Annotated in this window: 18 protein-coding genes and 2 pseudogenes; 13 read left to right on the forward strand and 7 right to left on the reverse strand. The window is 65.3% G+C overall.

The window, feature by feature from the left end; all coding sequences use genetic code 11:
• Positions 1-147: 147 nt before the first annotated feature.
• The 4 genes and pseudogenes from AC3EO7_RS00005 to AC3EO7_RS00020 form a co-directional block, all read right to left on the reverse strand.
• The gene (locus tag AC3EO7_RS00005; protein WP_435590109.1) at positions 148-1,323 is read right to left on the reverse strand and encodes a DUF4192 domain-containing protein; all 1,176 of its coding nucleotides are present in this window, start codon (positions 1,321-1,323) and stop codon (positions 148-150) included.
• A 452-nt stretch (positions 1,324-1,775) separates the two neighbouring features.
• The gene (locus AC3EO7_RS00010) at positions 1,776-1,934 is read right to left on the reverse strand and encodes a hypothetical protein (RefSeq protein ID WP_435590110.1); all 159 of its coding nucleotides are present in this window, start codon (positions 1,932-1,934) and stop codon (positions 1,776-1,778) included.
• Positions 1,935-2,012: 78 nt separating this feature from the next.
• Positions 2,013-2,204 (reverse strand): hypothetical protein, encoded by a 192-nt coding sequence (locus AC3EO7_RS00015; protein ID WP_435590111.1) that lies wholly within the window; start codon positions 2,202-2,204, stop codon positions 2,013-2,015.
• Positions 2,182-2,316: pseudogene (locus AC3EO7_RS00020) on the reverse strand (DNA-processing protein DprA); the annotation flags it as partial. The pseudogene AC3EO7_RS00020 and the gene AC3EO7_RS00015, both read right to left, overlap by 23 nt.
• 292 nt (positions 2,317-2,608) lie before the next feature.
• Here AC3EO7_RS00020 and AC3EO7_RS00025 point away from each other — a divergent pair.
• Complete coding sequence (locus tag AC3EO7_RS00025; protein ID WP_435590112.1) at positions 2,609-3,283, forward strand: histidine phosphatase family protein; 675 nt, start codon at positions 2,609-2,611, stop codon at positions 3,281-3,283.
• Positions 3,284-3,336: 53 nt separating this feature from the next.
• Here AC3EO7_RS00025 and AC3EO7_RS00030 read toward each other — a convergent pair.
• Positions 3,337-4,604, reverse strand: a protein-coding gene (locus tag AC3EO7_RS00030; protein ID WP_435590113.1) for an IS3 family transposase whose coding sequence is annotated in 2 segments (ribosomal slippage) — positions 3,337-4,331 and positions 4,331-4,604 — 1,269 coding nt in all. Because the reading frame shifts where the segments join, the coding sequence is not laid out codon by codon here.
• Between the two features lie 95 nt (positions 4,605-4,699).
• Between AC3EO7_RS00030 and AC3EO7_RS00035 the strand changes: the two genes are divergently transcribed.
• The 7 genes from AC3EO7_RS00035 (at position 4,700) to AC3EO7_RS00065 (ending at position 13,308) form a co-directional block, all read left to right on the forward strand.
• Positions 4,700-5,362, forward strand: coding sequence for a TetR/AcrR family transcriptional regulator (locus AC3EO7_RS00035; protein ID WP_435590114.1), 663 nt, complete (start codon positions 4,700-4,702; stop codon positions 5,360-5,362).
• A 549-nt stretch (positions 5,363-5,911) separates the two neighbouring features.
• A complete protein-coding gene (locus AC3EO7_RS00040) occupies positions 5,912-6,448 on the forward strand; it encodes a TetR/AcrR family transcriptional regulator (protein WP_435590115.1) in 537 nt (178 codons plus the stop codon).
• Positions 6,449-7,360: 912 nt separating this feature from the next.
• On the forward strand, positions 7,361-8,887 hold the full coding sequence (locus AC3EO7_RS00045; RefSeq protein WP_435590116.1) for an NHL repeat-containing protein: 1,527 nt from the start codon (positions 7,361-7,363) through the stop codon (positions 8,885-8,887).
• 528 nt (positions 8,888-9,415) lie between these two features.
• Positions 9,416-10,126: a DUF8020 domain-containing protein gene (locus AC3EO7_RS00050; RefSeq protein WP_435590117.1), complete on the forward strand. Its 711-nt coding sequence runs from the start codon at positions 9,416-9,418 to the stop codon at positions 10,124-10,126.
• 73 nt (positions 10,127-10,199) lie between these two features.
• Positions 10,200-10,901, forward strand: coding sequence for a DUF8020 domain-containing protein (locus AC3EO7_RS00055; RefSeq protein WP_435590118.1), 702 nt, complete (start codon positions 10,200-10,202; stop codon positions 10,899-10,901).
• A gap of 491 nt (positions 10,902-11,392) precedes the next feature.
• Positions 11,393-11,734: a hypothetical protein gene (locus AC3EO7_RS00060; protein WP_435590119.1), complete on the forward strand. Its 342-nt coding sequence runs from the start codon at positions 11,393-11,395 to the stop codon at positions 11,732-11,734.
• A 371-nt stretch (positions 11,735-12,105) separates the two neighbouring features.
• Positions 12,106-13,308, forward strand: a complete 1,203-nt coding sequence (locus tag AC3EO7_RS00065) for a hypothetical protein (RefSeq protein ID WP_435590321.1) — start codon at positions 12,106-12,108, stop codon at positions 13,306-13,308.
• A 708-nt stretch (positions 13,309-14,016) separates the two neighbouring features.
• Here the strand turns inward: AC3EO7_RS00065 and AC3EO7_RS00070 are convergent.
• Positions 14,017-14,975 (reverse strand): annotated as a pseudogene (locus AC3EO7_RS00070) (alpha/beta hydrolase family protein); the annotation flags it as partial.
• 114 nt (positions 14,976-15,089) lie between these two features.
• Between AC3EO7_RS00070 and AC3EO7_RS00075 the strand changes: the two are divergent.
• Positions 15,090-15,986 carry a PaaX family transcriptional regulator C-terminal domain-containing protein gene (locus AC3EO7_RS00075; protein WP_435590120.1) on the forward strand — a complete coding sequence of 299 codons (897 nt, stop codon included), beginning with the start codon at positions 15,090-15,092 and terminating at the stop codon, positions 15,984-15,986.
• On the opposite strand, the gene AC3EO7_RS00080 is transcribed toward AC3EO7_RS00075, so the two are convergent.
• Positions 15,931-16,476: a hypothetical protein gene (locus tag AC3EO7_RS00080; protein WP_435590121.1), complete on the reverse strand. Its 546-nt coding sequence runs from the start codon at positions 16,474-16,476 to the stop codon at positions 15,931-15,933. The genes AC3EO7_RS00075 and AC3EO7_RS00080 overlap by 56 nt on opposite strands.
• Positions 16,477-16,528: 52 nt before the next feature.
• On the opposite strand from AC3EO7_RS00080, the gene AC3EO7_RS00085 reads away from it, so the two are divergent.
• The 4 genes from AC3EO7_RS00085 (at position 16,529) to AC3EO7_RS00100 (ending at position 20,607) form a co-directional block, all read left to right on the forward strand.
• Positions 16,529-17,773 carry a saccharopine dehydrogenase family protein gene (locus AC3EO7_RS00085; protein ID WP_431970945.1) on the forward strand — a complete coding sequence of 415 codons (1,245 nt, stop codon included), beginning with the start codon at positions 16,529-16,531 and terminating at the stop codon, positions 17,771-17,773.
• Positions 17,766-18,119, forward strand: a complete 354-nt coding sequence (locus AC3EO7_RS00090; protein WP_431970946.1) for a hypothetical protein — start codon at positions 17,766-17,768, stop codon at positions 18,117-18,119. Before AC3EO7_RS00085 ends, AC3EO7_RS00090 begins: the two co-directional genes overlap by 8 nt.
• Positions 18,120-18,477: 358 nt before the next feature.
• Positions 18,478-19,239 (forward strand): IS21-like element helper ATPase IstB, encoded by a 762-nt coding sequence (istB, locus tag AC3EO7_RS00095; protein ID WP_488186253.1) that lies wholly within the window; start codon positions 18,478-18,480, stop codon positions 19,237-19,239.
• Between the two features lie 630 nt (positions 19,240-19,869).
• The gene (locus tag AC3EO7_RS00100; RefSeq protein WP_435590123.1) at positions 19,870-20,607 is read left to right on the forward strand and encodes an IPT/TIG domain-containing protein; all 738 of its coding nucleotides are present in this window, start codon (positions 19,870-19,872) and stop codon (positions 20,605-20,607) included.
• The last annotated feature ends 21 nt before the right edge of the window (positions 20,608-20,628 follow it).

Here is a 20,628-nt window from a genome sequence, read left to right on the forward strand (position 1 = left end):
GATCACGGTGAGTGTCGTATCTCCGGCAGCCATGGTCATGCTCCTTCGCGAGAGTTATTGGCGTGTATAGGAATCGGGTTGGCGTCGACGGGGTGTCGCCGTCGGGAGACGGCGCTCACCGGCCGGGGTTGCGTGGATGCCCGGGGGTCAGTGTTGGATCGGCCCGAGATCGATGCCGAGGTCATCGGTGATGCGGAGCGCGTGGTGAGCGAGTCGCCGAAGCTCTTGCGGGCGCATTCCGCTGCGCAGGGCGGTTTCGAGCAGGATGGCCATCGAGTGCGAGGGGTCCGTCTCCAGTGCCGCGCCCAGGGCGATGCCCGCCAGTGAGCCTTCGCCGCGGACGTAGGCGCTGTAGGCAAGGAGTACCGCGGCCTGGGCACGGTCGCGGCTCGGCAGCGATTGGACCAGGGTCACCCACAACTGTTCGGCTACAGCGGCGTGCTCGCCCACCGCTAGCGCGAGCAACGCATCGCGCACCATCCGATCACGCAGCACCACAGCCAGTTCCGCCATCTGTCGCGCGGTGGGCACTGCCCCGGAGTCCAGATCGGCGACCCGATACAGCACCCGTTCGAGCGCGCGCCGCCGGTAGCCATCGGGATCTGCGCGTCGGATGGCAGCAACGTAGCCGTCGTACCCCGCCGCGTCTTCGAGGTGTGCGGCCACTTCCTGCGCCGAATCCTGGTCCTGGGCAACCATGTCGGTCAGCTGCGAGCGGGTGCGGTATATCGGGCGACCGTTGAGCACATAGGTGAAGGTCACCATCGAGGTGGTCGGGTCCGGCAGTGTCCCTTGGTGATCGGTGTCGAGCAGGCTCCACCACCGCTGACGCGCCTGGATCGCTGGGACGGCCCACGCATCCTTGAGCGTCGCCTCGTCACCTGCCAAGTGCTGCGCGAACGCGGCAATGAGCGCGCCCCACGCCTTGGCACCACCTGGTGTGCGGGTTCGGCGCGGTTGGCGTACGCGGTCATCGATGATCACCGCGAGCACTTCGGTCGACTCCTCGGCGGCACAGATGCCTGCGACCGCCGAGGCGATGGCCGCCGCCAATCTCCGCTTGCCGCCGTCCTGGCCGAGATCGAATCGCAGGACTGGACCGATGGTCGAGTTGGATCCGGGTGCGGCCGGCCTGCGCAATACGACGACCACCAGCGATCGTTCGGGCACGAATTCGATCAACGCCGGCAGCGCCGCGATCAACTCACCGGGATCGTCCACCCGTAGCCGCGGCTCGGGGCCCGGGTCCCAGTAGCCGTGAACAACACTCGCGATCGACTCGTCGGCGGCTGGCGGTTGGGCATCGTCGGTGTTGTCAGCCACGGGATTTCGTCTCCTTCGAGGCTGCTTGGTGCGGTGGGAAGTCGATGTCGATGGCGTGGTAGTCGATCTCGTCGGCGGCGGCCTGTTCGACGTCGCAGTGCGAAATCCCGGGTAGCGCCGATTTGGCCGAGGAAGCGCATGTAGCGGCGGGTCGATCCCTCAGGTTGCAGCGACACCTCTGCCTCGACGGAGTCGGATTCGGTGGTGGAGTCGGTGACAACGGTGAGCGTGGTCGGACGCAAGACAGCTCCTCACAAAGACAAGGGCGCGGCGACCCCACCTCGCTGGTAAAGCCGCCGCGCCGGAAACGGTTATCGCAGAAAGGGAAACGGCTGCGCGTTCACGCAGTGGCGAGTGCCTGGCTGTGGTCAGGCGGCGCGCGCGGTGGACTGGCGGGCGACGTTGGTCGGGCGCAGGCGCAGTACATCGTCGTCGCCGCCGGTCCAGGCCCACTAGCGGCCGCGCCACCCCGGGTAGTCGGTGCGCCAGCGCTCGGCCACCGCCGAGTCCGGGATCGCCGGGACCGCCCCGGCAAGGCCGCGCTGCTCGAGACGCGCGTAGTCCGCGCGCGGCAGCGTCGGCAACGCCGGAGCGGTCGTGGTTGCGGGCATGATCGAACCTCCTGGGAATCGGACGGGAGGATGAGGCATGTGCCCGAGGAATGGCAGGGCGAATACTCCGGGGGTGGTTCAGATGCCGGGCGTGGTGTGCAGGTCGTCGATGACCTGGGTGGCGTGGGTGATCAGGCGGGCGTGCCCGTCGCGGATCAGGGCGTGCGGGCCTGCCGAGGCCGCCGAGGGTGATCGGGCCCGGCACGGCGAACACCGGTCGGGCGAGCTCGCGCGCCCACCGGGCGGTGTTGACGGTGCTGCCGCGGACACGGCCGCCTTTGACGATCACCACCGCACGCGACAGGGCGACGGTGATCCGATTGCGTTGCACGAACTGATCTCTGGTCGCCGGGGCTTGCGGCGGATACTCCGAGACCATCAATCCTTCGGCGGTGATCTGTTCGAGCAGACGACGGTGTGAGCGGTGGGTTGGCGAGGGCAGACCTGCCGGCCTGATCAGCAGCTGTCACTGCCGATCTAGTGACAGAAACCCTGAGTGGGCACCGTGGGTCAGCCGCCAGCTGTGACGAAGCTCCATAACTGTCACTGGTGGGCGCTGTTGAGGTGGCAGATCCTGTTGGCGAGGCCGCGTTTCTGTCACAGATTCGGCAGCTTTGTTGTCACCGCCCAGCGGCTTTCGACCACCAGGATGACCGTTCGCGGCAATTCAGGGTGTGCACGGCAATATTGCCACGGTCGCCGCGGTGGCTGTTGGTGATGGCTTCAACCGGGTGGAGCAAGATGGGTTCGTGCATGGTCGTGTTCGGGTGTGGTGCCTGCGTCACGGTGAGTCGGAGAACGTCACTGCCGGTGTGGCCGGCGCTGTGCCGAAGTCACCGTTGACATCTCATGGTCTCCGTCAAGCCGCTGATGCCGCCCGCGTGCTGGCCGATGAGCAGATTGCCCGCGTCTATTGCAGCACGGCGCTGCGTGCCCGGCAGACCGCCGCCGCTGTCGTAGCGGGTCGGAACATCGATATCGTGGCGTTGCCCGATCTGGCCGAGGTCGGGATCGGCGCAGCAGAGGGAACCACCGATCCTGGTGTCCGGCGGCAGACCGCAGCGGTATTGCGGAGCTGGATAGTCGACCGGCAGCTCCGGCGACGAGTAGCCGACGGTGAATCCGGTTCGCAGGTGGTGGCCCGGATGACCGTCGCCTTAACGCAGATCACACTGGCGCATTACGGCGAGTCCGTCGTGCTCGTCGGTCATGTGGCCAGCCTCAGTGTGACGTTGGCGCAGCTATGCGGTCTCGGCGCTCGGGTGTGGGGAACCCCTCTGCCGCATGCCGTGCCGTTTCTCGTTGAGTGGGACGGCAAATCCTGGCATTGCCGTTCCTGGCCCACATAACTGGCCCGCATGATAAATCGTGTTGAATCTCCCCGGGTTCCGTGCGCACCGGGTTATCTGTCTCCGGCCGGTTGTTCGGAGCAGGTCGAATAGTAGTCGGCTTCGTACTCGACCGGTGGTCGGCGGCCGAGCCGGTGCATCAGCCGGGAGTTGTTGAACCAGCTGACCCACTCGTGGGTGAGTAGCTCGACATCAGCCAGCCCTTGCAGAGGACCACGCCGGAATGGAGAATCATCGCGAACCGCCTCGGTCTTATAGAGCCCGATCGTGGTCTCCGCCAACGCATTGTCGAAGGCGTCCCCGACCGAACCAATCGACGGACGAAGGCCCGAAATCATCAGTGTCTCACCGAATTTCACCGATGTATATTGCGGGCCCGCGTCCGAATGATGAATCGTGGACCCGGTCCACGGCCGCCCCTGACGCGCCCGCAGCGCCGCCGCCTGCCGGATCGCCGATTCCACGAACGCGGTCTGTTTGCTGGTCGAGCATTCCCAGCCCACGATCCGCCCGGCGTAGGCATCGATGACGAACGCGATGTAGGCGAACCCGCCACCGGCCAGGCGCACGTAGGTGAAATCGGCGACGACCAGCAGATTCGGGGCCGGAACCCGGAAATTCCGGTCGACCAGATCCGCTGCCCGCGACGCGGCCGGATCGGCCTCGGTGGTGCGAATCGCCTTGCGCCGCACCACACCTTTCCATCCGTTGGCGCGCATCAGCCGTTCCACCGTGCAGCGGGCGACCGGAATGCCCTCGCGTCGCAGATGGCCCCACATTTTCTCCGCGCCGTACAGCGATTCGGGTTTGCGGCGGCCGGTCTCGTCGGGTTCGCAGTAGCCGGCCAGGATCTCGGTGATCGCGGTGTCCCACAGCGCCCGTTTCGATGCCGGCCGCGACAGCCAGGCGTAGAAGGTTCTCGAGGCGATCTTGCAGCCGTGCGCGGTGAGCGCACGGCAGATCGGAGCGACCCCGAACCGAGCCCGATGCTCGGCGATGAACGCGCAGACTAATTCTGTCGCGGGTCGCTCGCCCGCGCGAAGAAACTCGTTGCCGCCGAAAGGATTTCGATCGTCTGCTCAAGCTCGGCGATCTTGCGTTTCTGCTCCCGGATGATCCGGGCCGCCTCGGTCGTGGTCCCCTCGGCCGCACCGGAGTCGATCTCGGTTTGGCGAATCCACTTGCGCAGCGTCTCCGCGGTCATCCCCAGCCGCGACGAGACGGCCTTGATCGCCGCCCATTCGGTGGGGTAGTCCTCACGGTGATCGAGAACCAACCACACGGCCTTCGCGCGGGTCGCTGCATCGTACTTCGCTGGCATGATCTGCCCATCCTCTCAAGGAAAGAGGTGGGCACGAAACACGGGGCGATTCAGGGTCCCGTGTCAGTCATGACTGACGCGTTTGGCGCGCTACGGTGGTTGATGTGGCAGAGGTGGTTGGCAGGCGTGAGTTGAACAAACTGGCGACGCGTCAGGCGTTGCTCGATGCCGCCAACAGCCTGTTCTCCGTGCGGGGCTACGCCGCAACGACGGTTCGCGAGATCGCGGATCGGGCCGGAGTCACCGAGCGCACTTTCTTCCGGTACTTCGCCGGCAAGGAGGAATTGCTGGTCGAAGATCTGGTGGCTCAGATGCCGGTGATCATCGAATCGATCAAAGCGCGACCCGACGAGGAGCCGCCCCTGGTTGCGGTGGAGCGCGCGATCGTGAAGCTGATCGAGCTGGCTCTGGACCGCCATGAGCCGAATGCCGTGTCGTTGTTTCTGGATCGGCGCCCGGTTTCGGGTCTGGGACGGTCGGCGGCGTCGCTGACGTTGAAGTTCGAAGAGGCGATGGCGAGCGCACTCGGCGATCGTCTGGCTCGTCTCGATCCGGCGCCGGTCGACATCGAGTTCCGCGCGGCCGTATACGGCAGGACGGCAGTTGCCGTCTTGCGGAGCGCACTGATCCACGACCTGCAGCTGCGCAGTATCGGTACTGAACCCCGCCCGCCGCTGGCGGGGCTGATCCACGAAGCCTTCGCGGTCGCATCCGAGGCCTGGGATCCGGGCGTGGTCTCGACACCATCCGTGCAGTAACGCTCGATCCGCGCAGACCGGCAACGACGCACGCCGATATCCGAGTGGAAAGGGTTGCGCGCACACCGGTTTCGACACTCGCCGTGCACCGATCACCGCCGCCGACGCGCATGGGGGTTGCATTGCCGGTGGTTCTCGGAACCGGTCGATTCATCCGTGCGCGGCAGAGGTCTCCCGCGGCACGCAACAATGTCTCGCGTCGACGGCGGATTGTGTGTGAATCTGTTGCGCGGCGTCATGCGGGCACCACGTATGACTGGCATTTTTCGCGAGGCTGAGTCCCGTCTGAGACGCGCATCACTATCGACATTAGCAGGACCCACGGCACTGCCCGACCCGACGGCACTGCCCAGGGTGAGCCGCCCGCGCGACGTCGGCGACTCACCCGATCCGATGTAGGTGTTCCGGCTTCCCGGGCCGTCGTCGGGCCCGGTAGAACGCGGCTCAACCGGGCTGAATTGTCCCTGTGTTGCCCGGCACGGGCGTGCCGTTGTAGTGTCAGTAATGACAAATGACAGAACTGACAGAATTGGGGTGAGAATATCAATCATGACTGACATGCGTGGCGCGCTACGGTTGTCGACGTGGCCCAGAGTTGGCAGGCGTGAGTTGAACAAGCCGGCGACGCGACAGGCGTTGCTGGATGCCGTCACATGCCTGTTCGCCCAGCGGGGCTACGCCGCGACGACCGTTCGTGAGATCGCGGATTGGGCCGGAGTGACCGAGCGCACTTTCTTCCGGTGCGGCCCGCGACCGTTCGTCGGCAAGGAGGAATTGCTGGTCGAGGACTTGCTGGCTCAGATGCCGGTCATCGTCGAATCGATCGAGGTCCGGCCTGATGACGAGCCGCCCTTGATGGGCAGTCGCGCGCGCGATCATCCAGCTGATCGCGAGATTTCAGGACCAGAGTCGGCCGAATGCCCTGTCGTTGTATCTGGATCGCCGCCCGGTCTCGGGCTGGGCCGGTCGGTGACTTCGCTGATGGTGAGGTTCGAAAGAGGTGTTTTCGACCGCCATCCGGAACCGTTTGACTCGCATCACTCTGGTGCCGATCGACGTCGACTTCCGCGCTGCGGTATGCGGTAGGACGGCAGTTGCCGTTCTGCGAGCTGTACTGATTCTTGACTTGCAGTTGCGCAGTGTCGGTGCCGATCCTCGACCGTCGCTGGCGGAATTGGTTCGGCAGGCGTTTGCGGTGGCCCCACAAGTCTGGGGCATCGCCGACGCCGACGTCGGGGCCGTGCCCGAACGAAACTGATGTCGCGCTACTCCTAGCTGTTGGCCCATCGACGCTGCGTCGAACAACGGCAGGACGCAATCGGTCTGCGTGTATTCGCGCACTTCACATCCCCGATGTCTGTCGCGCGTCGGGCACATCGACATTCGTCCCATCACAACGAGAGGTTGTACGATTCGCGACTGCGAGTCCGGTTGCCGATCAGTGCGCACGGCCGGTGCAGGTGAACTCGGACAAGATCAACGTGGAGTTGCCAGATCGGTTCGTCACGTACTGGATTTCGGTGCCGCAACTCCTGCGCTCTCCCGTCGACACCGAGGGGCGCTACGCCAACGTCGTTTCAGGCCCCGGACAAGCAGGTGCCGCTGCGCAACATGTTCGCTGACCCCGGTTTCCGCGAGGCGATCCAGACCGTCACCGTCGACCACGGACGCGAAGCAATGCGCGACCACCTCTCAACCGGCGCCTACGACGGAACACCCGCAGATTTCGAAAGCCTCAGCTGTGCGCAGCGTAGGTCACCTGCAGCTGCCACTCGGGAGCCCCAAAACCTTCATCCCTGACGGTTTCATGGCTCGCAGCGCCGAGCGGGCCGCCGCGTAGGTGAAGAGGGCGTCCACGGCCGAGTGTGTGTGATCGCGGCGCACGATCTGTCAACTCGCACCATGTCATGCCGCATGGAATCTGTTGTGCACGAGTCAGTTTCAACTAAGTCGACTAGCGAATGCTAGTTGAGTCGCAAGCGAATACAGGAGATTTTCATGGGCTCGACGTCCCCGCTCGTACCGCGGCCTGGCCGACGGCGCACCCTGGCGCAGCTACTCGGCGCGGGTGTACTCGCCGGCGCCGTCGCGACCGGTGGCGGCATCGCCGCCGCTAGGCCGATCGTGTCGGTTCCCGATCTGTCGTCGGGATTTCTCGGCGCACCCGCTGTCGCACAGCCGGTTCAGGGCGTGCCGCCGATCCCGCAGCATCCCGGCCTTGCCCCCAACGGTGACGGGAACTTGCACGGTGACGGCTGGATGAGCGACACCTACACCCGCCCTGGGCCTCTCGGGCACGCCGCTCAGGTGAACTCCCTAGTGCTGGGCAGTGAATGTGCTTCCATCGCCTTCGACCGGGCTGGGCGCATCGTAACCACCTGCATAGGTCTGAATTCCGGTCTGTACCTGATCGACCCGGCGACCATGGAAGTGCTCGGAAAATACGCGCTGCCTGGCCTGGCGCCGACCGATCTGCTGAAACCCGGCGTCTTCTCCAATTTCGGTGGGGGAGCGTACTTCTTTCTCGACAATGAGGATCGCGCGGTGATCGGGTCGAACAGCGGACACGTGCTGGTGCTGGCCGAGAATCCGGGCGCCGTCGGGTTCACCCTGGAGCATGACTACGACCTGACCGGCGTGCTGCGCCCGGGGGAGACCTTGAATTCGGTACTGCCCGACTCCAACGGGCTGCTGTGGTTCGTGGCCAAGACCAACGGTGTCGTCGGCACCATCAACCCGGAAACCGGTGCGGTACAGGTGATCCGGCTCGGTGACGGCGCCGATGGCGAGATCGAGAACTCCTTCGCTGTCGGCGCTGTGGGCGACGTCTACATCAACACCAACCGGGAGCTGCTGCGCTTGCATGCCGGACCCAGCGGCGCGCCCGAGGTGAGCTGGCGAGTCACCTACGCCAACAGTGGACAGCACAAGCCCGGCCAGGTAGACGACGGTAGCGGCACCACACCGACCGTGCTGCCGGGCGGGTACGTGGCAATCACCGACAATGCCGACCCCATGAACGTGGTTGTCTACCGCACCGACCCGGCTGCCGCGCAGCGTGAGGTGTGCTCGATCCCGGTCTTCACGAAAGGCGCGAGCAGTACAGAGAATTCGCTCATCGGTGCGGGCAACTCGCTGATCGTGGAGAACAACTACGGGTACACCGGACCCGATGCCACCCTGGGGGGCCGCACCACCACGGCCGGCTTCGCTCGCATTGACATCGACCCCGACGGCGGCGGCTGCCATACGGTGTGGACCAACGACACCGTGGCCGCCCCGAGCGTGGTATCGAAATTGTCGCTGGCCACCGGGCTGATCTACACCTACACCAAGGGCGCCGAAGTCACCGACCCCTGGTATTGGACCGCTCTGGACTTCCGCACCGGAAACCTGGTGTGGAAGCAGAAATCCGGGGCTGGCCCGCAGTTCAACAACAACTACGCGGGCATCGCCCTCGGGCCCGACGGGGCCGCCTATCTCGGCGTGCTCGGCGGCCTCATCTCACTACGTGACGGCCGCTGACCGCAGTCGGGAAATTCATCGATCTCGAAGATGATGCGCGCGGAGTGTTGAACGCTCAGTAATGGCATCACTCATGGTCGAGGCGGACGTGGGAGCGCCCGCCTCGACCCCTGCACCCGCCGCCAGCCATAGCACGTGCGCGGTGGTGTCTTGGTATCGAACCAGCCGATCCGCCCGGCCTCAGGCATCGTGGATCGGCTTTCTCCGTTGGTGGGACGTCGCTGAGCGTCGATCCAGTGAGCACCACGGTGACGCAAGCACAGGTCCTCACAAATTGTCAGAAATGACAATTGTCATGTATGACATTTTATGCAAGGCTGACGAAAGCCTGAGATATAGATCACGATCAACAGTGATTGCGACTCAGGTCATTACTCGGCTCGACAGGTGCCGGATGTCGTCAAGGAACGAGCCATATGTGCGTCCTTCACGACTATCGGGATCCGGCATACGCGTCCTGGCTCAACCAGCCGCGTCGGGCCCAGTTGGACGGCAGATGAGGAATCAATGAGAAGAAGCACTCGAACCATGATGATAGCGCTGCTCGCCGCCGCGACCCTCGAGCTCGCGACGGCCGCGGTGGTCCATGCTGAGCCTGATGTCGCGGCCGCGCCAGTCAGTTACCGCGCAGTGGTCGACGGTGGCGATATCGTCGCCACCCTCGACAACGGCAACTTCGCCGACTCCGGCGACGGACAAGCGGTCCTGGTCCGCAATGCCGCCGATGTCGCGCTCGACGCCCTCCCGTTGTTCTACTCCCTTGATGGCTCGCGCTACCCCATCCTTCGCCAGATCTCTGCTGACAGGCGCAGTCTGCGGCTGACTCCGGATACTTCGCACGTGGACGTCAGCACGCTGAAGCCGGTCGCCTCGCCGGTGGAGAATCAGCTAGCGATGAACGACCTGATCAACGGTGTCAGTATCGGAACCTCCATCGGCAGCCTTGTCGGCACGGCGATCGGTGCAACGGTCGGTATCGCCGTCGGGTTCGCGCTCGCCGGGGCATCATGTGTGGCTCTCAGTCTGGTCTGCGTCGTCGCCGTCCTGCCGATCATGGCCCTGACAGGTGGTGTGGGCGGCCTCGTCGGCTTCGCCCTTGGTGGCGCACCCACTACCGCGTACGCGCTTTACGAGTATGTCCGCACGCTTCAGGCACCTCCGGGGCAGTCGAAATACGGCGAGTACTACCGAGGTCGGCAAGTCGAGACGGCACCAGTGTCCCCCGAGACGCCGCGGTAGGACGACCGTGCAGGAGAAACTCATGAAAATCGGCTCCCTCTGCCTGGCGGGGCCCCTCCTAACCTCGCTGGTGATGGCAAGTTCGGTCGCGCGCGCTCAACCGGCCGAACCGACCTACAACGCCACGATCGTCGATGGGTCGGTCGTGATGACCGTCGACCAGGCAACGATCGGCGTCTCCGACGATCGGAGCCTGCAGATCAGCGACCGCACCGGCGCGATGCTGACGGCATTGCCGCTCGGATTCGTGCTCGATGGGCAGCAGGGCGATATCCGCTACGTCATCTCCGACGATGCCCACACCGTCCGGCTCACACCCGACCTGCGGACCCTTCGGCCACCGGCGACCGAGGCCATCGCCTCACCGATGGAAGAACAGCTCGCCCTCGACGAGCTCGCCTCCAACCTGACACGGAACACCGTGATCGGCACAGTGGTCGGCAGCGTGATCGGCGCGCTGGTGGGCGGCGCCGTCGGTCTGGCCTCGTGTGCGGTGGTGGGACCCGGCTGCATCGCGACGGTCCCCGTGGCCATGGCTGCGTTCGCCGCGGGCGGCGGAGTGGCCGGCACTTTGGTGGCCGGTGGCGCCGCGCTGGCGAGCGGGCTGTGGAAGTACATCACCACTCGCAACGCCCCGCCCGGGCAAAGCCCCTACGCTCACGATGACGGGCTGCTCGACCTCGACGGAACCGGCGTGCCCGACGCTCGCCCCCAGCTGCCGACCGGATCGGCCAGCGGGATCAGAGCGGGCTCATCGGGTGGTTCGTCGCGCTGATCGCGAAAGGCATTGTCACCGAAATCGTTTCGACGATCCGCGTGCTCGGAGCGCCCGAGGAGTGGTCCCCGGTCACCCCGTTCGCAAAAACTGTCATAAGCGACATTTGTCATAGATGACAGTTTATGGAAGAGTGAGGTCGGCGCGGGACACTCCCGCACCGCGACGACGACGGAGCATCCCATGACATGTCTGGCGGACACGCTTCTTCGAGCGGATGCCGCCGTTGTCTGCGGATGGTGGCTCTCGGGTCACGAGGGAAGCGGCCGATGGTCGGCCTCGCGGGAGATGTCGGCGGCGATGCGGCAGCGCCGCCCGCATGCCGCCGGCGAATCTTCCGTTAGGTCAGCGGTCTCGGTCGACGGGTTACACCGGATTGGAGGTAGTAGTCATGTGACTACAGTGAAGGCGACGGACATGCAACCCGACACGGGTCCCGGTGTCTGCTCGACGGCTACGAGGTTGGGGAACTGCAGGACCGGTTCCCGATCATGGAGAAACTGCTCGACCTCTCCCGCGGCCGTCACGGCGACGAGCAGACCGCGGCATTGGCGGCCGCTCACGTGGCGGCCTTCCGCTTCGGCTGGCGAATTTTCGGGCCGTACTTGCGGTCCGTCACGAACCTGCAGGACATACTCGAGTCGGAACTGCGCCAGAAAATCGCCGGGAAGCACTCCGCTTTCTCGAATCCGACTGGCGCGCCACCGATTGCCATCGCCGATCCCGTCATATCCGCGGTGACCGAGCCGAACCGTTTCGATCGCCTAAGCGCGACACGTCGAATACTGCCAACGCCAGCACGAATAGGATGCCGGGATCTGTTCGGAATTTGACTCACGTCATGCTCCGTCAAATATGCGATCGCCTATGTTCCTGCATTAGAACCGCAGGCGTCTTCTCATTCCAAATTCAGCGATGACCGAATCGCTCGCCTGCGATGCGGTCCGTCCGAGATATCCAGCTACACAGCAGTTTTGACGTTACCTGCAAGTCTTCGTTGCGTTCATCCGTGTACATCCCATATTCGACCTCGTAATCACCATGGCACACACTGCGGCCAGTGTGTCACTCTTTTCTTTCCCGGCCCTGAATTCGTCTGTGGAAATTCTGTGGATACGCCACGTTGCGTTAGAACAACTATCATCAGTTGCTAATATCATCGATCATGAGAGTTCTCTTGCGTTCAGTCATCACAATCGCAGCAATGACGGCCACCTTCGTTATTCCGATCGCGGCGCAGGCCGATACCGGTAGCTCGGGCGGCGGATCCTGCGCATGGGCGATAGAACTGTCGCCACGCACCCTCGACCGAGTCAATGTCGCGTACCCGGATACCTACGCCTGGTATTGGGCCATGCCCTACACTGTCGGTCCCGACACCACGCTCACCATCAAGGGCCGGTTCCCCGACGCCCGCTACATGTCGTTCAACACCTACGACAGCAACCGCGCCAGCTTTACCAACGATGCAGCCTCCGCGCTGGCGGACTACGGCATCGCACCCGACGCGGGTTCGGCCAATCCGTGGCAGCAGTCCAGCGCGCCGGGCGGCGAGTACACCATCACCGTGCGCCCGGACGCGCATGCGGGCGACCCCAACGTGCTGCCACTGGCGCCCGCCGGAGTCACCAGCGGTCGCGGATACCTGATCTACCGCATGTACATGCCCGCCCAATCGCCGGATCCGTCGAGCCTGCCGCAGGTCACCGTCACCACCAACGGCGTGGCGCACACCTACGACTCATGCGTCGCGACCTCCGGTGATGGAATGGTGGCGCAAGCGTTCCAGGGCGTCCAGACACTGGCGGGTTTCGTTCCGGGCAAAACTGCCGACAGAACCGACTTCGTCCGCGTCACGGGCGCGGGCGCCTTCCCCAATGGCGACAACGCCTACCTTGTGGCCGCTGCCACTCGCCCGGCCGATGACAAGGTGGTCGTCGTCCGTGGCAAAGCTCCCACCGTCCCGGCGGGCTCGGAGCCGAACGTATGGCCGCAGCCCGGCACGCAGGTGCGCTACTTCTCGTTGTGTAACAACCTGTCCTCTGTTCTCGGTCCGGTTGTTTACAACCCGCGACCCGGCGGCGCGATGGATACCGGCTGCCGCGCCGACTCCGAGACCCGGCTCGATGCCGCGGGCTACTACACTTACATCGTGGCCGACGAATCCCAGCGTGCCGCAGTCGAATCCATCCCCGGCGCCACCTTCGTCCCGTGGTCTGAAGAGCACCCGGACAGCGTTCATATCCTCATGCTGCGCAACATGCTGCCCGCGGACAGTTTCGACTCGGCCATCCAGCGCGTCGCCCCTGGCACCAGCCCGGCCGACACCGCCGCGCAGATGGGTGAGTACTACCCTCACGCCGCCCAATGCGACCTTCCCGCCGTGACAGCGGGAACCTGCGCCTAGGACAGACCGACCGGCCCTGGTGATCGGCGGGCGTAATCGTCTGCCGATCACTGGCCGTGCGCCCAACCCGGTGGAACTTCTGCGGGTGACCCGCGACCAGCACGCCGACTCACTCGTCCGCGGACGCAGTGGCACTCCGCGATCTGGGGCAAGTTCATCGGCACACCGACGGACCGACAGATGATCACGCTCGCCGGCCGCGTCCCATTCCTCGACATCGGCCAGATGTGTTTTGCCCGCTGGGAGCGGGCCGCCGCCGCGTGCGGCGTGGGCGTATGCGACGGCGTATCCGAAGTTGCGCTCGACCCAGGTGGGGATGGTGTGGCGAAGCCCGTGTGTGGTGATGTGTTTCGCCTGCGCTGGTGCACCCTCATCCGGCGGTGCGCAGAGTCGCCTCCCGTCGGTCCCTCGGGCACGGTTGGCGGAAACGGAAACCGCGTCGCCGCAAGGGATCTGGTTCGCGCGCTCGACAGTACGCCACGAAGTAGCCATGCACCCCATGGGATCTCGATGGAGGTTCGCCGACCCTCGCGACACGGCGGCCTTCACGACTCGTGGTACGCCTGGCCCAGCTCCACGGAGGCCCACTGGCTTCGAGCCCCTCGGATTCGGAGGACATGTCACCGAGGGGTGCCCTCGGGATTGATGGATGCTCGCCAGTTCACGCGCAGGCATGTGTGTCTTGGATGAAGCGGCGTTGGTCGGCCAGAAACCCTCCGCGAACAGTTTGCGTGGTGCGGCGAGCGCGATGAGGTAGGGCTTCACCGCACTGTCCTCGATGCTTTTGCGTACCAGCGAGTGTCGTGCGTCGCTGTAGCGTCGCACCTGAAGCTGGTCCGGCCGGGCGAGTTGCGCCCGATAGGTGCGTTCGGTGTCGGCGATGTCGACGTTGAGGTCGTGCTCGGCCAGTATCAGCAGTACCGGGATCCGTACTTGCGCCAGGTCGGCGGTGGCGTCGGCGGTGTAGTTCTTCTGGATGAACCGCCAGCGGTTGGCTGTGAGCCCGGTGCCTGCGCTTCCGCGGCTTCGGCTTCCGGGAAAGTCGCGGCCCGCTCGAGCAAGGTCAGCGTGTGCTCCCGCCGGGTGAGTGCGTCGTCGACCTCTGCTCGGGTGGCGCCACGCTCGCGGAGTTCGGCAAGCGTGTTGTACCGGCCCTGCTGTAGCCAGTTGACCGCGGGGGAGACCGCGATCATGAACCGCAACCGGGAATCCTGTGCGGCGACCTCGGGCAGTACCCAGCCGGCTTGGCTGGCGCCCCGCAGTCCGATCCGGTCTGGATCGATCCGCGTTCGCATGCGTGCCCATTCGATGGCCGCGAGCGTTTCCGCGGCCCGGTCGGCCATGCTCTGGTCGAGCCAATTGCCCTGCGCCCCATTGATTCCCGGCTTGCCCCAGGACAACGAGGCGTATCCGGCGGCGGCGAACGACTCCCATATCGGCCGATAGAACGTCTCGCCGGTGGCACCCCTGGGCCCGTCGCCGTGCACGAACACCACCAGACCGAAGGGGCCCTCGCCGTGCCCGGGGAGAGCGAGTACGCCTTGTAGTGGTTGCCGCGCACCCGGGATGGTGACGCGCTCCTCTCGCAGGTCGTAGGTGTGCTGATACACCACCCCCCTGCCTGCCGTCGCGCACGCCGCGACGACGGCCAGGATCGACATCAGGATGCGGATGGACTTCCGTCGGTGCGACTGCATCACCCCACCGTAGCGTTCAAATCAGAAACTATCGTTGTAGAGTTGAACGAATAGCCGGGGTTGCTGCTGCGAGAGGGAGAGAACGTGGACGTCGAGGTCGATATACCGACCAGGGTGCTTGTCGAAAGCATGATCCGGGAGGATGCGACCATCGACGCGGCCGAGCTCTATGCGGTGGCGAACGCCCTCGGCATGACCGATCAGCAGGTGCGCCTGCACATTCGGCGACTCGTCGCCGAGGGGCAACTCGTGCAGGAGGGGCGCGGCCGTCGCGCGTCGCTGCGGGTCGATGCGGAGATCCGCGGCGCGGTCGAACCGAACGTCGAGTTCATCCGCTTCATGTACGACCAGGACCGTGGCGCCGCGCCCTGGGATGGGAACTGGCATCTGGTCGCGTTCGCCATTCCCGAGGTCGAGCGGCAGGCGCGGGATGCAATGCGCGATGGCATCGTCCACCTCGGCGGCGCGGCCATTCAAGGCGGGCTCTATGTCTCGCCGAATCCGTGGGAACCCTACATCGAGGCATTGGTCGACGAACTCGGTGTCGGCGGCTACACGACCCGCCTCACCACCACGAATCTCCGCATGGGCGAGCTCGATTCGCCGCGGGAGATCGTCGCCCGGCTGTGGCCGCTGGAGGAGATCGCCGCGCGCCATGACCGGCTGCTCGGTGTCGCCCGGGCCCGGCTCGATCGACTCACCGGTCCGCGGGAGCTGTCCTCATCGGAGATCCTCACCGTAGCCATCGAACTCGCCGCCGAGTTCACCAGGGCCACCGACCCCGACCCGCTGCTGCCGCCGGAGTTGGTGCCGCAACCGTGGCCCGGCGTGCACGCCCGCGCGGTGGTAGCCGAATGCTGGGCACAGCTGCTGCGCCGGCAATCATCGCAGGATCGGCTGCGCCTCTTCCGGCTCTACGCCGAGGTCATCGGAGACGTGGTCGAGGACGCGGGCCGAGAGGCCGGCGGCGCGCAACGGTAGCCGTCTGCTGGGCGACCAGCGTCATCGCTGCCAGGGCAATGGTCGCGACGCCCAGCGCGAACCAGAATCCGACCCAGGTCGGTGGAATCGGCAGTAGTGCCACAGTCGCACCCCCGACCGCGAAAGCGCCCAGGCGAATACGGCGTTCGCCTCGCACCTGCTCGCGCAGCCGGGCCGAAGCGGGCATTCCCGACCGTCTCAGCCCCTGTGCGATCAGCTCACGCCAGCAGCGCAACCTCAGCATCAGCGCGCGCACCAGCATGGCCAGCCCGAGCAACTGCGCCCAGTCCGGTACCGCGGCGGCGGCCGGGGGCATGAAGGGCAGCGTCACCGAACCGATGACGATGCCGCACCACGCCTCTCGTGCGACAAGCCTGCGGATCGGCCACGACGGGTCGTGATCGTGTGCGCCGCAGTGATCTTCGAACCGACCGACCGCGAGGCGGGCGCCCATGTGTTCCTCCGGGGGTGTGATACCGAATGTGATCATGATACATTCGTTCGTATCAAAAACGATCGTTTGTATTTTGATGGGAGATGCCATGCGAGTTCTCGCACTGGGCGGGTCCGGGGCAATGGGAGCGGCGGCCGTCCGAGCTGCCATCACTCTGCCCGCCGTGACCGAAGTCGTTGTGGCCGATCGCGACCTCGCCGCGGCGCAAGCGCTGGCCCAGGCGTTGGCCGGACACGGTGCTGTCGTCCGCGCGCGCCGGGTGGATGTGACCGAGTCCGACGATCTGCACGGCGCGCTGGGCGACGCCGACGTGGTGCTCAATACGGTCGGGCCGTATTACCGCTTCGGCTTGTCGATACTGGCGGCGGCGATCCGGACGCGGACGCACTATCTCGACATCTGCGACGACTGGGAGCCGACGTTGCGGATGCTCGAACTCGACGCCGCGGCCCGCGGCGCCGGGGTGTGCGCGATCATCGGCATGGGAGCCAGCCCCGGGGTGAGCAACCTGCTCGCGGCCCGAGCCGCCCGAGACCTCGATCGCGTCGAAAACGCTTACACCGCATGGCCCGTCGACGTTCCCGAGGCGCTAAACACCGCCGAAACGCTGGGCGCGGGAGGCGAACCATCGGCTGCCGCGGTGCACTGGATGCAGCAGATCAGCGGCGCCATCACCGTCGTCCGCGGCGGCCTCCTGACCGAGGAAGCGCCCTTACGCGCGGTCACCTTGGCCCTACCCGGCCGGCGCCGCGGCACCGCCTACACCGTGGGACACCCCGAACCGGTCACCCTGCACCGATCCCTCGCGCCCTCCGGGGACGCCGCAAACCTCATGGTCGTCACGCCGGGCACCGCGGCCTACCTGGATGTGCTGCGCACCGACATCGACAAAGGCAGACTCACCAACGAATCCGCGGCGAGGGAGCTGGCCGAGCCCAGCTTGCGGCGGACGCTTCGAGCCATACCCCGCGCCACCACGTTCGGCTCGCACGGCACCCTGCCGCCGTTCTTCGCCGCGGTCACCGGTAGCGCGGGAGGCGAACACCGCACGGTCCTAGCCCATCTCACCCATACCGCCGAAATCGCCCGATTCACCGCCGATATGGCCCGATTCACCGGAATCCCCCTGGCACTGGGCCTCGCCCAGCTCCTCGACGGCACCGCACAAGCGCCTGGAGTCCATCCACCGGAAGCGGTCATCGACCCCAACCGCTTCTTCGCCGACCTCGGCGCCCGCATCGGCTCAACCGCGAATGTGGTCAGCGTCGAACAGGCGCCCAGCGCCGCCCTCGCGGACAGCGGCAAGCCTGACCGAAGAGCTCGCCATGGATGATGCGATCGACTTCGACGCCCAGGAGATTCACCACATGCGCTCGAACAACACGCAATGCTTCACTCGTGGCGCCGGTATCGCGGTCGCCGCGGCCGTGGCCGTCGTGATCGGTTTCGGAGTTCACAGCGCCACAACCGACGACTATGTCGACATCGCAGCCCATCATGGTGCCGTCGACGACTCGGCCTGGGCGACAATGCCGGGCGCTGGTGTCCGTCGGCAGGTGCCGCGTTCCGAACCGTCCACGAAACCCGGCGGCAACTCCGGGCAGTCGAAGTGGCATCGAGTACCGCGCCCCGACGGCAGAGGATGGACCGTCTGTCCCGCCAGAGCCAAGTGGTGCTGAATCCACGCGCACGAGCAGTAGTACGGCCTGTTCATCAACCGTGACAGCGTTTGCTCACGAATCTCGACGGGGGCGTTGCGGAGTCACGGATTCGCGGCAGAACCTGCGGTTATAGTGGAATTACGGGTCGCGGGGTGAGGGGAGCCTGCCGGTGTCTGACATGTCGAAAGTTGAACTGTACGCGGCGATCCGCCAGGATCTTCGCGCCGGAATGTCCATGCGTGCGATCGAGCGCAAGCACAGGGTCGGGTGGCGTACGGTGGCCAACGCGACGGAGTCGGTGTGGCCTGAGCCGCGTAAGGAGTATCCGCCGCGACCGCAGAAGCTGGATCCCTACAAGCCGTTCATCGACGATGTGCTGCGCGCCGATCTGGATGTGCCTCGTAGGCAACAACACACGGCGACCCGGATCTATCACCGTTTGCTCGAGGAGCACGGCATGAGGGACGTGTCGTATCAGCGAGTCAGTGCCTATGTCCGCGAACGCAGACCACAGCTACAGACGGAACAACTGACAGCCCGCCGCCGCTCCGAACGGCTCGTCAAGGCCGCGGGGTTCCCTCGCTCCAAAACGTTGCGTGACTTCGATTTCGGTGCCAACCCGAGTGTCGACCCCGCCGTGATCCGTACTCTCGCTACCTGCGAATGGGTCAAGGACGGGCAGCCGTTGTGCCTGATCGGTGACTCCGGCACCGGGAAGTCCCATCTGCTCATCGCGTTGGGCACCGAGGCGGCGAAGGCCGGATACCGCGTCAGGTACACCCTGGCTGCCAGGCTGGTCAACAAACTGATCGAGGCCGTCGACAACAAACGGCTCACCAACACCATCGCCCGCTACAGCGGCGTCGACCTCCTCTGCATCGACGAACTCGGCTACACAGAGCTGGACCGACGCGGCGCCGAATTGCTGTTTCAGGTATTGACCGAACGTGAGGAGGGGAAGTCGGTCGCGATCGTCTCCAACCGCACCTTCGCCGACTGGTCGGCAACATTCACCGACGCGGGGCTCTGCGCCGCCATCATCGACCGACTTACCTTCGGCGGCAACATCATCGAGACCGGCACTCACAGCTATCGCGGTGCCCGTGCCAAGGCAACCGAACCCACCGACCCCCGCTGACCGACCGATCCCCCCGACTCGCACCGCACCTGCCGCTGCGCTGCTCGGCAAATGGCTCGCCGGCGCCCCGCTTCGGACCCATCGGAGGGCCCGGACCGTATGTGAGAAACAAACGTTCCGGATTCGGAAATGGTGTGCATCGCCCATGTTGTCGCAGGTTGTCGATAACTCGAGCCGAAGTGCTGTCGAAATTGGTGATAAAACGCCGTTGGAATTCACGATAAATTGACGTTGGAAATCGTGAAAACTACCCGGAAACCATCGCTGACCTGCTCGTACTCGCGGCTCGCATTCGGGACGTATTCTTGCGCTCCGATTTTCTCAGGCGTATGTTGGGGATGGTTTTATTCCAAGTCGAATTTCTGCGAGGGGAAATGTAGCCAATTCCAAAACAATGGCGAGAGTGGCGGCGTGAACCTGGCGACGCCTCCTGCTCGAAATGCAACTGCGTCACCGTACCGGTGAGCCGCATTACCGACCGCTGGCAACGTCATCGGCAGTACCGCTATGGCAGCGGTCGGGCTCTCGTGCCACTGCCCGGGACCGGCTCCCGGCAGCGTCACACTCTGCCCCGGCCCACTGCCTCAGGGTCGGACCGGGCTCTGATCGACTCTCGAAGGAAAGATACTCATGCCCACCATCACTTCCCTCTCTCCGACCTCCGGGCCTGCGTCGGGGAATACCAGTGTCACGATTACCGGCACCGGGTTCGTCCCTATCGTCACCAGCGTGAAGTTCGGTACGGTGGCGACCAGCTTCACGGTGGACTCCTCCACGCAGATCACGGCTATCGCCCCTCCCGGGTCGGGTACGGTGCAGGTCACCGTCACCACATCCTCGGGGGGAACCAGTAACGGCGTGTCCTACACCTATCTTCCGGTTCCTTCCCTGACCAGTGTGAGTCCCACACAGGGGCCGACCACCGGCGGGAACACGGTCACCCTCACCGGCACCAATCTGACAGGCGTCACCGCAGTCAGCTTCGGTGGCACGGCCGCAACCTCATTCACGGTCGACTCGGACACGCAGATCACTGCTGTCGCGCCCGCCGGAACCGGCATCGTGCAGATCACGGTCACCGCCCCGGGCGGAACCAGCAACGGGGTGACCTACACCTATGTCGTCGTGCCCACCATCACGTCCCTCTCTCCGGCTACGGGGCCCGCCTCGGGCGGCAACAGCGTCACGATCACCGGCACCGGGTTCACCGGCCCCCTCACGGTGCGGTTCGGCTCCACCGCCACTACCTTCACCGTGGATTCCAGCACGCAACTCACCGCGATCGCGCCTCCGGGGACGGGCACGGTGCAGGTCACCGTCACCGGCTCGGGTGGAACCAGCAATGGGGTGTCCTACACCTACGTCTGATCGGGCGTCCGGGTGACCGGC

This window comes from Nocardia sp. bgisy118, from assembly GCF_057708605.1.

What these genes read in the sequence shown, in the direction of transcription:
- AC3EO7_RS00085 (WP_431970945.1), top strand. Translation starts at nt 16,529, where the DNA reads ATGCGAGTTCTCGCACTGGGCGGGTCCGGGGCAATGGGAGCGGCGGCC.
- AC3EO7_RS00090 (WP_431970946.1), top strand. Translation starts at nt 17,766, where the DNA reads ATGGATGATGCGATCGACTTCGACGCCCAGGAGATTCACCACATGCGC.
- AC3EO7_RS00080 (WP_435590121.1), bottom strand. Translation starts at nt 16,476, where the DNA reads ATGATCACATTCGGTATCACACCCCCGGAGGAACACATGGGCGCCCGC.
- AC3EO7_RS00040 (WP_435590115.1), top strand. Translation starts at nt 5,912, where the DNA reads ATGACTGACATGCGTGGCGCGCTACGGTTGTCGACGTGGCCCAGAGTT.
- AC3EO7_RS00010 (WP_435590110.1), bottom strand. Translation starts at nt 1,934, where the DNA reads ATGCCCGCAACCACGACCGCTCCGGCGTTGCCGACGCTGCCGCGCGCG.
- AC3EO7_RS00065 (WP_435590321.1), top strand. Translation starts at nt 12,106, where the DNA reads ATGACGGCCACCTTCGTTATTCCGATCGCGGCGCAGGCCGATACCGGT.
- AC3EO7_RS00045 (WP_435590116.1), top strand. Translation starts at nt 7,361, where the DNA reads ATGGGCTCGACGTCCCCGCTCGTACCGCGGCCTGGCCGACGGCGCACC.
- AC3EO7_RS00050 (WP_435590117.1), top strand. Translation starts at nt 9,416, where the DNA reads ATGATGATAGCGCTGCTCGCCGCCGCGACCCTCGAGCTCGCGACGGCC.
- AC3EO7_RS00055 (WP_435590118.1), top strand. Translation starts at nt 10,200, where the DNA reads ATGGCAAGTTCGGTCGCGCGCGCTCAACCGGCCGAACCGACCTACAAC.
- AC3EO7_RS00100 (WP_435590123.1), top strand. Translation starts at nt 19,870, where the DNA reads ATGCCCACCATCACTTCCCTCTCTCCGACCTCCGGGCCTGCGTCGGGG.
- AC3EO7_RS00060 (WP_435590119.1), top strand. Translation starts at nt 11,393, where the DNA reads ATGGAGAAACTGCTCGACCTCTCCCGCGGCCGTCACGGCGACGAGCAG.